Here is a 13,201-nt window from a genome sequence, read left to right on the forward strand (position 1 = left end):
ATCGAAGGGAGGCCAACGGCTCGAGCTTTGCGTCGAGAACCAGATAGAGGCCGTCTGCCGTGGATCGGCGCAAGCAGAGCGGTTTGTCCCGAGTCGTGAGCTAAAGCAGCGGTCCTCGGACGTTGGCGGAACAGTGAACCAACGGCATCGTTGTTATCTACTCGCACGGCTTATGGCGGCTTCTCCGCAATTGGTGCACGAGCCTGTTAAGGTTACCCCTGTGCTCGTGGCTGGTGTCCCATCAAGCCAGACAACGGAACGCTACTGCAGCAGGCCTGCGAACAAACAACGCAAGAAAGACTTTGCTGATGAAAGCATCCGATCTCCTAGTCGCCGCCCTGGAAGCCGAAGGAGTTGAATATATCTTTGCCGTGCCCGGTGAGGAGAATTTGGATTTGCTTGAATCGCTTCGCACATCTTCGATCAGATTGATCGTCACCCGCCATGAACAGGGAGCCGGTTTCATGGCAGCGACATATGGTCGCCTCACCGGAAAACCCGGCGTCTGCCTGGCGACGCTGGGACCGGGGGCGACCAACCTTACAACCCCGGCCGCATACGCTGCGCTGGGCGCTTTCCCCCTCGTTATCATTACCGGGCAGAAGCCCATCAAGGTCTCGAAACAGGCCCAGTTTCAGATTGTGGATGTCGTCGCGCTCTTCACCCCTCTATGCAAGATGGCGAAGCAGATCGTGAATGGCGAGCGCATCCCGTCACTGGTGCGGGAGGGCTTCAGAAGAGCCCAGGAGGAGCGGCCCGGTGCGGTCCTGCTGGAGTTGCCCGAGGATATTGCGAAGGAAGAGACCTCCGAAGCGGTCGTTGCGCCTCACACGCGACACTATGCCGTGGCGGGCGATGCCGCGATAGATGAAGCGGCCGAGCGCATAATGGCCGCCGAACGCCCGCTCCTTCTGATAGGGGCCGGAGCCAACCGGCGCAGCGCCTGCAAAGCACTCCGCAAGTTCGTCGACGACACCCAGTTCCCGTTCTTCGACACCCAGATGGGCAAAGGGGTGCTCGATGAAGCGAGTCCGTTATATCTCGGCACCGCGGCATTGTCTTCGGACGACTATGTTCATTGCGCCATCGAGCGCGCCGATCTGATCGTCAACATTGGCCATGACGTTGTCGAAAAGCCGCCCTTCTTCATGGAGCCCGGCGGCCAAACCGTCATTCACATCAATTACAAGGCCGCCGAGGTCGACCAGGTCTATTTTCCGCAGCTGGAGGTTATCGGCGATATTGCCGGTTCGGTGGAGCGTCTGGGAGAGCGGCTTCGCGGCAAGCAGCCGTGCGACCTGACCGCTTATGCCGGTGTGCACGAAGAAATTGCCGCGCATCTCCGTCGCGGCAGTGACGATACACGGTTCCCGATCGTACCGCAGCGCGTGGTTGCCGATGTGCGCCGGGTCATGGGGCGGGACGACATCGTCGCTCTCGACAATGGCATCTACAAGATTTGGTTCGCCCGCAATTACATCGCGCATGAGCCCAATACCATTCTGCTCGACAACGCACTGGCAACGATGGGAGCCGGGCTGTCTTCGGCCATGATGGCGGCGATGCTCTGGCCAGAGCGCCGCGTGCTGGCGGTTTGCGGCGATGGCGGGTTCATGATGAATTCGCAGGAAGTAGAAACCGCGGTCCGGCTTGGCCTCAACCTGGTTGTGCTCATCCTGAATGATGCCGCCTACGGGATGATCCGGTGGAAGCAGGAGCAACTTGGGTTTCCCGAATACGGCCTGAGCTTCGCCAACCCTGATTTTGTCACTTACGCGAAAAGTTACGGCGCGACGGGCCACCGGATCGACAGCAGCCAAGCACTGGTTCCGACCTTGAACGGCGCGTTCGAGAGCGGCGGCGTTCACCTCGTGGACCTGCCGGTAGATTACTCCGAGAACCGCAAAGTTTTGATCGATGAACTGAGCGCGATGGAATGCCCCCAATGACCTGGCAGGTCCTCAATCCTTACGACCAGGAATGCATCGGCAGCGTGGACCTGGTCGAGTGGCCGCTGATCGACCGCTGGCTCGACGAGGCGCGCGCGTTGCACGAAGACCGGCGGGCGTGGATTCCGGTTCATGAGCGGATTGCCATTTTGCAACGCGCCGGCGCGCTCATGCGCGAGCGTGCCGAGACGCTTGCGATGCAGATCGCACGCGAGGGCGGGAAACCGCTTGTCGACGCCCGTGCCGAAACCAGCCGCGCCATTCAGAGCGTCGAACTCTGCGTGCATGAACTGTTCGCGAGCGGCGGGCGCCAGATCCCGATGGACCTGACCGAGGCAGGCGCAGGCCGCAGAGCCTACACCTTCAGGGAGCCGATCGGACCTGTGGTCGCGATTTCGGCATTCAATCATCCGCTAAATCTGATCGCCCATCAGGTGGGCCCCGCGGTGGCGACCGGGTGCCCCGTTCTGGTGAAGCCGGCCAAGGATACGCCCCTGTCCTGCAAGAGCTTCGTAGAAATCCTTTACGAGGCAGGTCTCGACGAACAATGGTGCCGCTTCGTACCCTGCACGAACGATGTCGCCGAGCAAATGGTCACGGATCCGCGAACAGCGTTCTTCTCATTCATCGGGTCAGCGAGAGTAGGCTGGATGCTTCGTTCCAGGCTCGCACCCGGTACGCGCGTGGCGCTGGAACATGGGGGCGCGGCACCGGTCATCGTCGATGAAGGTGTTTCGCACGAGAACGTCATTCCGTCGCTCCTGAAAGGGGGCTTTTATCATTCTGGCCAGGTCTGCGTTTCGGTCCAGCGGGTGTTCGTTCCGCGCGCCGAACTGCCGGATTTCGCTGCCGAGCTGGCCGCGGGCGCAGAGGCACTGAGGGTGGGAGATCCGACTGAAGAGGAAACGCAGTGCGGTCCTCTCATCCGCCCTGCCGAGGTCGACCGGGTCGAAGCCTGGGTCGCTGCCGCCGTCGAGAATGGTGCCAGACTGGCCGCAGGCGGGAAGCGCATCGGCCCGACGCTCTATCATCCCACCGTTCTCGTCGATCCGCCCCGCGACGCCAAGGTTTCGCGAGAGGAGGTGTTCGGACCCGTGGTGTGTGTCTACGGATACGACAGTATCGACGCAGCAATTGCCCAGGCGAACGAGCTGCCTTATTCCTTTCAGGCCGCTGTATTTACCCAGCGACTGGACATCGCCGATCATTGTGTCGAGCGCCTATCGGGCTCCACAGTGTTGATCAACGACCACACCGCATTCCGCGTCGACTGGATGCCGTTCGCAGGTCGCCGACAATCGGGACTGGGGACGGGGGGCATCGGCTACACGATGGCGGATATGAGCGACGAGAAGATGGTGGTTCTGAACAGACCGCATAATTGTAATCTACCGTAGGCGCTGCTCATGGCGTCACTAACTTAACATCGAGGCAATGGACCGGTCACGCTCCCGCGCTCCTCCAACGATCCACGCGCCGAGCATGCAGCGAAAAGTGACCCCATGCGCCTATTTCTTCGTTCCCCACTCTCCACTGTTAATCTGAGTCGAGACGGTGTTTTGGTGTTGTCTCAGTTCGCATTCAGTGGCAATGGCGCGCGGTCCATGACGCTCCGCTCAACCTCGCCTTTTCGGGCACTCGCGGCTCTGCTGCTGTTGTTCGCCGTAGTTTTCGGCGGCGCGTCCGATGCGGTTGCGTGCGATGATGTGGGAACCTCGGTGGAACAGGCTATCCAGTCGGTCGATACTTCGCCAGCACCCGAAGAGTCCGGCGACGACGCGCAACAGAACGCACTGTGCGCGCACGGCCATTGTCACAATGTGGCTCCGCTGGATCGTGGAGAGGCTTACGTGGCGGAGCAATTGGCGGCGACCACGCTGCACTTTGCCCTGCCGATGGTTGCGCTCAGCGCAGTTGAAATCACCTCAGACAAAGAGCCGCCTCGAGCCTGACACCAGCCGTGCTGCAGTCGCAGCGCGTGTTTTGTGTCAGCAGAGGAACTCTCGAAAATGCTTTCCCAATTGCGAGTCCGCGCCCTCTGGCGACGGATTCCCGGCCCGCGATCGAGCGCGATCGGTCAGTCGAGCGAATATGCTCGGCATGTCCTTGCGGCTGCCGTTCTCGGGTGCAGCCCCGCTGCGGCCCTAGCGCAGGTAAGCTCGCCGGCAACGCCCCAGGTGGGTTCGCCGATCATGGGTCCACCCGCGCCGATCGATCGCACCGGAGACGATGCGTTGCTGCCGCTGCTGGTGCCGAGCGACGAGCTCTTGCCTGATAACCTTACCCTCGAAGGGGCTCTGGGCGCGGCGGAGGCACGGTCGCCGGCAATCGCATCGGCGCGCGCATCCGTCGCGGCGGCGCAGGGCAGGCTCCGTCAGGCGGGTTTCAGAGACAACCCCGAACTCAGCGTCGAGGTTGAGAACTTTCTGGGCACCGGAGAATTGGGCGGGCTGCAAAGCACTGAGGTGACCGTAGCCGTCAATCAGCGGCTCGACTTGGGAGGCCGGAGATCCGCGCGCCAGGCCGTCGGACGCGCCGAGCTTGCCGTGAGCGAGCTGCGCTTGCTGATCACGCGCGCGGAACTGGCTCGATCGGTGAGGCAACAGTTTGCGACAGCGGTCGCGGCGCGCGACAGGCTGCGTATCGCGGCGGAGAACGAGGAGAGATCGCGCGAGCTCGCACGGATCGCCAACATTCTGGTCGAAGTTGGCCGGGAGCCGCCACTGCGTGCGCTGCGCGCGCAGGCCGCAGCCAGCCAGGCCGCGGCAGAGCTTCGCGGCGCGCAAGCCGAAGAAGCCGCGTCACGCCGCACTCTTGCGGCTTTGTTCGGTGCAGACACGGCTCCCAGTTCGATTGCGGGCGACCTCGGCGAGCCGATCCCAAACACAAACTTGCCGGTCGAATCCTTGGACGTACGGCTCGCCAATGCCCAGCTCGCTCTGGCCGAGGCGAGTCTCCAGCAACAGCTTGCGGAGCGACGGCTCGATCCCGCGGTTGGGCTTGGCATCCGCCATGTCCAGGAGCTTGGCGATCAGGCGCTCGTCGCGGGGTTTTCGATGCCGCTGCCGATCAGGGACCGCAACAGCGGGAATATCGAGGCAGCTCGAGCCGAAATCCGCGCTGCGGAGGCTGAGCGGGCCAGTGCGCGTGTTGGGGCCAGCACCCGGATCGCCAACGCGACGGCCAATCTCAGCGCAGCCAACGCCCGTGTCGAAGCGCTCGAACGCGGAGCCATCCCCGAGGGACGTGAAGCACTGCGGCTTGCGCAGCTATCGTACGAGGCTGGCAAGATCGAGCTGATCGAACTGCTCGATGCGCAGGCCGCGCTGACAAGCGCCGAAACCCAACTGATCGAAGCTCGCCTGGCGCAGGCCGAAGCCACCGCGGAACTCGCGCGCGCGACAGCGCAGTAAGGACACGACCATGGACCTCAATCCAACTGATGATCGCAAAAAGCTCATCGCCATCGCCGGAGGCATCGCCTTGCTGGCGGGCGTTGGCGGCATACTTATCGGCCGTGCTACGGACGAGCCGACCGCAGCCGGTGCGACTGCCGAAGAAGCCGAGGCGGGCGAGGAAGAGGGCGAGGAGGAGCACGGACCCGAAGGGTTTGTGGCCGTGCCGCTTGCAAATCTGGACGCGGTCGGAATTCGGACCGAGCGTATTACTGCGGGCTCGCTTGGATCCGAAATCCTTGCCCAGGCGACCGCGACCGCTCCCCCGACCGGTCGCTCGTCCCTGACCGCTCGGGCGGACGGTGCGATCACGAGCATCTACAAGCGCCTCGGCGATGGAGTCGGTGCCGGTGAGACCGTCGCCTTGCTCGAGAGTCGCGAAGCGGCCGCGATCATGGCCGAGCGCGCTTCGGCCGCAGCCCGCGCGCAGGCGACGGCCGCCGCGCTCAATCGTGAGCGGCGTCTGTTCGATGCCAAGATCACCGCTCGGCAGGATCTCGAGGCTGCCCAGGCCGAGGCTGCGCAGGCTCAGGCGGAGCTGCGCCGCACCCAGGCGGCGGTGACCGCGGCCGGGGTGACCTCAGACGGACGGCACATTGCCGTCCGCAGCCTGATCAGCGGCCGGATTACCAAGATGGATGCGGAGCTTGGCGCCTTTGTATCGGCCGGGACCGAGCTGTTCGAGGTCGCCAACCCGCGCAGCGTCCAGATCGAAGCGGCGGTGCCGTGGTCAGACGCTCAGCGCATCCGCCCAGGCGATCGGGCCGTGATCGAGCTGGGCGATGGGGCGACCCTGGATGCGGTGGTCCGATCGACCACACCCTCGCTCGACACCGAGAGCCGCGCCGCAACCGTGGTGCTGTCTCCATCGGGCATTCCTGCCGGGCTGACCCAGGGCCAGGCATTTCGGGTCCGGATCACGCCGCGTGGTGGCGCGACTGGAAATCGCATCGTCATCCCGGAGGGTGCCGTCCAATCGGTGGAAGGCCGCGATGTCGTGTTCGTTCAGGTGAACGGCGGCTTCCAGGCAACCCCCGTGACTGCGGGCCAACGCAGCGGTGGCCGCATCGAGATTCTCGGAGGCATCAAGCCGGGCGCCGTGATCGCCACTGAAGGCGCATTCGTTCTCAAGTCGCAGCTTGGCGCCAGCGAAGCCGAGCATTGATACAGGCACCTCCCCATTTTCGAGGCTTCGGCCGCGCCCGCGATGCTGATCTCGGCATTGCCGACCGCTTACGCCTCCCAGGAACGTATTTATGTTAGATCGTCTTCTCGACGCTTCGGTCCGATTTCGCTGGGTGGTCATCGCCCTTACCCTGCTCGTTGCGGCGTATGGCGCCTACCAGCTATTCCGCCTGCCGATCGACGCAGTGCCGGACATCACCAACAAGCAGGTGCAGATCAACACCCAGGCGCCGGCCTTGGGTCCACTCGACATGGAGCGGCTGGTCACGTTTCCGGTTGAGACGGCGATGGCCGGGATTCCCGGCCTAGAAAGCACGCGCTCGATCTCGCGCAATGGCTTCAGCCAGGTAACGGTGATCTTCGAGGACAGCGTGGATATCTTCTTCGCGCGGCAGCAGGTAGCCGAGCGCCTTAACCAGGCGCGAGAGAGCCTTCCGGACGCCGTCGAGCCTGAGATGGGTCCCCTTTCGACGGGGCTTGGCGAAATCCTCATGTGGACGGTCGACTACAAGCGGCCACTTTCCAAAGAATCCCGGATGATCGCAGGGCAGCCCGGGTTTCAGCCCAACGGAGACTTCCTGACGCCAGACGGGGAACGTTTGACGACCGATGTGCAGAAGGCCGCATATCTGAGAACGATACAGGATTGGGTTGTCCGGCCGCAGCTCCGCAGTGTCGACGGAGTTGCCGGGATCGACTCGATCGGCGGGTATGAAAAACAGCTGGTGGTCCAACCCGACCCGAGCCGAATGGCTGCATACGGCATCTCCTTTTCAGAGCTAGCCGAGGCCCTCGAGCGGGGGAATATCTCAATCGGGGCTGGTTTTGTACAGCGAGCCGGCGAGGCGTTTCTCGTGCGCGCAGATGCCCGAATTCGGACTGAAGACGAGATTGGCCGCACCGCCGTAGGGACCCGCGGCGGCGTCGCAGTGCTCGTCCGCGATGTTGCTACCGTGCAAAGCGGGGGCGATCTGAGAACCGGTTCCGCCTCGATGAACGGGCGTGAGGTGGTCGTCGGGACGGCCCTCATGCTGCTTGGCGGGAACAGTCGGATCGTAGCCGAAGACGTTCGCGAGCGTCTGGAAGAGGTGGCGAAGTCGATGCCGCCGGGGATCCAGGTCAAGGTGGTCTACGACCGCGGCGCGCTGGTCGACGCAACCATTGGCACGGTCGAGAAAAACCTGCTTGAAGGCGCGATCCTCGTCGCGGCCGTGCTGTTCTGGCTGCTCGGCAATATCCGTGCGGCGATTATCGCCACGCTCGTGATCCCGCTTTCCTTCCTGTTTATGGCCATCGGGATGAACCGCTTCGGCGTGTCGGGAAATCTGATGAGCCTCGGCGCACTCGATTTCGGCCTCATTGTCGATGGATCGATCATCATTATCGAGAATTGCCTGCGCCGGCTGGCTGAACGGCAGCATCATGAAGGGCGCCTGCTGAGCCTGTCCGAACGCCTTCACGAAGTGTTCGAAGCCTCAAGGGAAATGCTTCGCCCGACCATCTACGGCCAGGCGATCATCCTGCTCACCTTCGCGCCGTTGCTCACCTTCACGGGCGTCGAGGGCAAGACGTTCTCGCCGATGGCTATCACGGTCATGCTGGCGCTAGTCGGAGCTTTCATCCTGTCGCTGACCTTCGTGCCGGCCATGGTCGCGGTCCTGATCCGGGGCAAGGTGGCTGAGAAGGAGGTCAGGGCGGTGGCTTGGTACAAAAAGCGGTACGAACCTGTGCTTCGCCAAGTGGTCCAGCGGCCGTGGCCGTGGATTGGTGGCGGCCTAGCGACCATGGCGGCGGCGTTTCTTGTCTTCACCACTCTGGGGCGCGAATTCATTCCCACCCTCGACGAGGGCGATCTGGCCATGCAATCGCTGCGCGTGCCGTCGACCTCGCTGGAGCAGTCGACGAAGATGCAGCTGGCGGTCGAGCGCGCGGTGTCGAGCCTTCCGGAGGTGGCATATGTGTATTCGAAGACAGGTACGGCCGAAGTGGCTTCCGATCCGATGCCGCAGAACGCGTCCGACGCCTTCATCATCCTGAAGCCGCGCGACGAGTGGCCGGACGGGGTCGACAACCGCGAGGATGTTCTCGACCGGATTGACGAAAAGCTGGGGGGCTTGGTCGGAAACGCCTACGAAACGAGCCAACCGATCGAGCTGCGTTTCAACGAGCTCATCGCGGGTGTTCGCGGGGACATCGCGGTAAAGGTCTTCGGCGACGACATGGATGTCCTGAACCGCGTTGCCGGAGAGGTCGCGGCCGCGATGCGCAGTGTCGAGGGAAGCGCGGATCTCAAGGTCGAACAGACCGAAGGGTTCCCGACGCTCGAGGTGCAGTTCGATCGTGAAGCGATCGCTCGCTACGGCCTGGCAATGGAAGACGTGACCGACACGGTCGCGGCCGCCCTGGGCGGACGAGAAGCGGGATTGGTGTTCGAGGGCGACCGGCGCTTCGACATCATCGTCCGGCTCGACAACCTCAACCGCGACGATCTCGACGTGGTCGGCTCGCTTCCGGTGCAGCTTCCGGAAGGCGCTTCCGGTGCCGGCACGTCCGTGCCGCTGCGCGAACTGGTCACATTCCGAACCTCGGAGGGCCTGAATCAGGTCAGTCGCGAAAATGGGCAGCGGCGTGTCGTCGTGCAGGCCAATGTCAGGGGCCGTGATCTCGGCTCTTACGTGGAGGAGGCGCAGGAACGGGTCGCGCAAATAAAGCTACCGCCCGGAGTCACCATCACCTGGGGAGGACAGTTCGAGAACCTGCAGGCCGCCTCGCAGCGCATCACCCTGATCGTGCCAGTGGTATTCCTGCTCATTTTCGGCATTCTGTTCCTGGCTGTGAGCAATTTGCGCTCTTCGCTGGCCGTCTATTCGGCAGTTCCGCTGGGGCTCGCCGGTGGCGCGTTTGGATTGGCGCTGGCGGGCTTGCCGTTCTCGATCTCGGCGGCGGTCGGTTTCATCGTGCTATCGGGGGTGACGGTGCTCAACGGTCTCGTGGTGATGACCAGCGTCCGTCAGCGGATCGATGCTGGACGACCGGTGGACGAAGCGATCGTCGACGGCACCCTGGAGCGGGTCCGCGCGGTACTGATGACCGGCATCGTGCCGGCGATAGGCTTCGTGCCCATGGCGCTGGCCACCGGGCGAGGGGCAGAGGTCCAGAAGCCGCTCGCGATCGTGGTCATCGGCGGCCTGATCGTCGCCACCATCATGACCCTCTACGTCCTTCCCGCGATCAGCCATCTCATCTTGAGGAAGCGCGGGGAGGCCCATCAGCCGGGCGATTTCGAGGACGGAATACCTGGGTCGGAACCGCTGCCAGCATGATCCGTCCAAGACCTGTCTTCGAGGAGAACACTTTGTGACGACACACACACGCCTCGACCTTCCGCTCCTTCTCCCGACAGTTCCTGATGAAGCGGATCGCTGTGTCGCGAGGCTGCTTGACGAGCTGACCGAGCGTGACGGCGTGCGCGACGCGCATGTGATCGCTGCGATGGGGGACGAGCCGGCAAAGCTGTGTGTCCATTACGATCCGGAGAAGGTCGGGCTGGCACAGATACGCAAGGCGGCGCGCGCGGCCGGGGCCGCGCTGACCGCTCGCTTTGGGCACCTCGTGTGGCAGGTCGAGGGGATCGAGCAGGAGCGGCGGGCGCGGACCGTGGGAGAAACGCTGTGCCGTATCGAGGGAGTGTTCGAGGCGCAAGCAACGGGTAGCGGAGCGCTCAGGGTGGAGTTCGACCGGCGCCTCATCGACGAAGCAGAGATAACGTCGGCGCTTGCCTCGCTCGGCGTAAGTCGCCGAGGCTCTAGTACACCCGCTACAGGGGTTTCGGTCGCTTCTGCCGATCCCGTTACGACCGCGACTTCTACCCCCGCCGGCAAGCACGCGCACGACCACGCCAAAGATGCCGATCACTCCCATGACCATGCCGAGGGCGGGAGCCACGCGCACGGCGGCGTATTTGGGTCGAACACCGAATTGTATTTTGCGCTCATCTCCGGCGTCGCGCTCGCTATCGGATTTGCACTGTCCTGGGCCGAGGCCGGGCCGGAGGTTGTCTCCACTGCGCTCTACCTTGCCGCCTACTTCTTCGGCGGATTCTTCACTGTCCGCGAAGCCATCGATTCCCTGAAGCTGCGCCGCTTCGAGATCGACACGTTGATGCTCGTCGCGGCCGCCGGCGCGGCCCTTTTGGGCGAATTTGCCGAGGGAGCTTTGCTCCTGTTCCTGTTCAGCCTTGGCCACGCGCTCGAGCATTACGCCATGGGGCGCGCCAAGAAAGCGATCGAAGCGCTGGCAGAGCTAGCGCCGCAGACGGCGGTCGTGCGGCGGGGCAGCGCCAGCGAGGAAGTGCCTGTCGAGGCGCTGGCCGTCGGCGACATCGTCGTCGTCAAACCCAACGAGCGCTTGCCGGCTGACGGGTTCGTGATCGAAGGCACCAGCAGCGTAAATCAGGCGCCGGTGACTGGCGAAAGCGTTCCGGTCGACAAGCAGCCGGTAGAGGAACCGGCAGCCGCTGCGGCCGCAGCGGACAGCGTCGCGGCCACGTCCAGAATATTTGCGGGCACGATCAACGGCTCTGGCGCACTGGCAATCCAGGTCACCCGTCTCGCCTCCGACACGACATTAGCCAAGGTCGTGAAGCTCGTCAGCGAAGCGGAGACGCAGAAGTCTCCGACGCAACGCTTCACCGACAGGTTCGAGCGCATTTTCGTGCCGGTCGTTCTCGGACTGGTGGTGCTGCTGCTGTTTGCATGGGTCGTGATCGACGAACCCTTCAGTGCCAGCTTCTATCGGGCGATGGCTGTTCTGGTCGCCGCCAGCCCCTGTGCTCTCGCGATCGCAACACCGAGCGCGGTCTTGTCAGGCGTGGCACGGGCGGCGCGCGGCGGGGTGCTCGTGAAGGGCGGCGGGCCGCTCGAGAACTTGGGCGCACTGAGCGCTATTGCCTTCGACAAGACGGGAACGTTGACCGAAGGGCGGCCGCGCGTGACGGATGTCGTTGCGGCGGCGGATGCAACGGAGCAAGAATTGTTGCAGACGGCGGTCGCGGTGGAAGCGCACAGCGACCATCCGCTCGCGGCAGCCATTGTGCGTGACGGCACGGAGCGATTGAACGGCCCGGTGCCGAACGCAACCGCGGTTCGCGCGATCACGGGACGCGGCGTCGAAGCCCTGGTCGACGACCTGACCGTTCACATCGGACGCGACGAACTCTTTGCCGAGGCGGGGGGCGAGCCGCTTCCCGATGCAGTGAAGGCCTCGGCGGATGAACTGCGTTCCCAAGGCCGGACCATCATGATCGTTCGCCAGGGCGCGCGATACCTTGGCGTAATCGGGCTGATGGACACTCCTCGGTCGGCGGCACCGGCAACGACCGCACGCTTGCGCGAACTCGGCATTACGCGGATGATCATGCTGTCGGGCGATGCGACACCTGTCGCCAAGGCCGTCGCCGCGAGCGTCGGCATCGAGGACGCCTGGGGCGATCTCATGCCCGAAGACAAGGTCGAGGCGATCAAGAAGCTCCGTGCAGCGGAGGGCAAAGTCGCGATGGTCGGTGACGGCGTCAACGATGCGCCCGCGCTTGCCACGGCCACGGTCGGAATTGCGATGGGAGCGGCCGGGTCCGACGTGGCGCTCGAAACCGCCGATGTCGCGCTGATGGCCGACGACCTGTCCAAATTACCGTTCGCGGTCGATCTTAGCCGGCGCACGCGGCGGATCATCCGCCAGAACGTGTTCGTCAGCATGGGTGTGGTGGCAGTGTTGCTGCCTGCCACGATACTCGGGCTTGGAATCGGGCCTGCCGTCATTGCCCACGAGGGATCGACGTTGATCGTGGTCTTCAACGCGCTGCGGCTTCTGGCGTTTCGAGAGGTGCCTTTCGCCGGGAAACCGGCCACAAAGGAGCGCAAGGGATGAGCGAAGCCAATTTCGATCTCGGCTCGGCCGACAAACGAAAGACCCTGTGGCTGGTCCTGGCGCTCAACGTCGCCATCGCGGCAGGCTTTTTCATGACGGCTTTTCTGGGGGATTCGAATGCACTCCTGGCCAACGGTGTCGACAATTCCTCGGACGCAGTTGTCTATGCTTTGAGCCTGTTGGCGCTGACGCGGTCACGTCGCTGGAAACGAGGCGCCGCGCGATTCTCAGGCGTGATGCTTCTGATCTTCGCCGTCGGTGTGATGGCCGATGCTGTGCAGCGTTATCTCAACGGCTCGACTCCCGGCGGCGCGCTCATGATCGGCATGGCGATCGTGGCTGCTGTCGTAAATCTGTGGTGCCTGCGCCTGTTGAACAAACTGAAGAACAAGGATGTCAATTTGCGCGCGGCAACGACGTTCAGCTTCAATGACTTCGTCTCGAACGGCGGCATCGTCCTTGCGGGAATCGCGGTCATGCTGACGGGGGCGAACTGGCCCGATTTAGTCGTTGGCATCGCCGTCGCCTGCATCGCGGTTTATGGCGGGATTGAGATCTTGCGTGATGCTCACAAGGACACCCACCAGTAATTCTCGACCGCTCTGCTCTAGCAGAAAAAGCGGGACCCCCCGGCGTGAGGACAAATTCGAGCGTTCGAGAGATTTTGATCGCGTCGTTAAAGGCCAG

Annotated in this window: 8 protein-coding genes; all 8 read left to right on the forward strand. The window is 63.5% G+C overall.

Translation table 11 applies throughout. From position 1 onward, the window contains the following. The first annotated feature begins 308 nt into the window (after positions 1-308). The 8 genes from ACWPMX_RS10235 (at position 309) to ACWPMX_RS10270 (ending at position 13,104) form a co-directional block, all read left to right on the forward strand. On the forward strand, positions 309-1,949 hold the full coding sequence (locus ACWPMX_RS10235; protein ID WP_455699909.1) for an acetolactate synthase large subunit: 1,641 nt from the start codon (positions 309-311) through the stop codon (positions 1,947-1,949). After that, positions 1,946-3,346, forward strand: coding sequence for an aldehyde dehydrogenase family protein (locus tag ACWPMX_RS10240; protein WP_131621726.1), 1,401 nt, complete (start codon positions 1,946-1,948; stop codon positions 3,344-3,346). The genes ACWPMX_RS10235 and ACWPMX_RS10240 overlap by 4 nt, the downstream gene beginning before the upstream one ends. A 207-nt stretch (positions 3,347-3,553) precedes the next feature. Beyond that, the gene (locus ACWPMX_RS10245; RefSeq protein WP_455699910.1) at positions 3,554-3,901 is read left to right on the forward strand and encodes a hypothetical protein; all 348 of its coding nucleotides are present in this window, start codon (positions 3,554-3,556) and stop codon (positions 3,899-3,901) included. A gap of 282 nt (positions 3,902-4,183) precedes the next feature. Further along, the gene (locus ACWPMX_RS10250; protein ID WP_455699911.1) at positions 4,184-5,362 is read left to right on the forward strand and encodes a TolC family protein; all 1,179 of its coding nucleotides are present in this window, start codon (positions 4,184-4,186) and stop codon (positions 5,360-5,362) included. Positions 5,363-5,372: 10 nt separating this feature from the next. After that, complete coding sequence (locus tag ACWPMX_RS10255) at positions 5,373-6,569, forward strand: efflux RND transporter periplasmic adaptor subunit (protein ID WP_455699912.1); 1,197 nt, start codon at positions 5,373-5,375, stop codon at positions 6,567-6,569. Between the two features lie 91 nt (positions 6,570-6,660). Beyond that, the gene (locus tag ACWPMX_RS10260; RefSeq protein WP_455699913.1) at positions 6,661-9,912 is read left to right on the forward strand and encodes an efflux RND transporter permease subunit; all 3,252 of its coding nucleotides are present in this window, start codon (positions 6,661-6,663) and stop codon (positions 9,910-9,912) included. Between the two features lie 34 nt (positions 9,913-9,946). Further along, a complete protein-coding gene (locus tag ACWPMX_RS10265) occupies positions 9,947-12,514 on the forward strand; it encodes a heavy metal translocating P-type ATPase (protein ID WP_455699914.1) in 2,568 nt (855 codons plus the stop codon). After that, positions 12,511-13,104 carry a cation diffusion facilitator family transporter gene (locus tag ACWPMX_RS10270; protein WP_455699915.1) on the forward strand — a complete coding sequence of 198 codons (594 nt, stop codon included), beginning with the start codon at positions 12,511-12,513 and terminating at the stop codon, positions 13,102-13,104. The genes ACWPMX_RS10265 and ACWPMX_RS10270 overlap by 4 nt, the downstream gene beginning before the upstream one ends. Positions 13,105-13,201 lie beyond the last annotated feature (97 nt).

It is taken from the genome of Tsuneonella sp. HG094, from assembly GCF_053819285.1.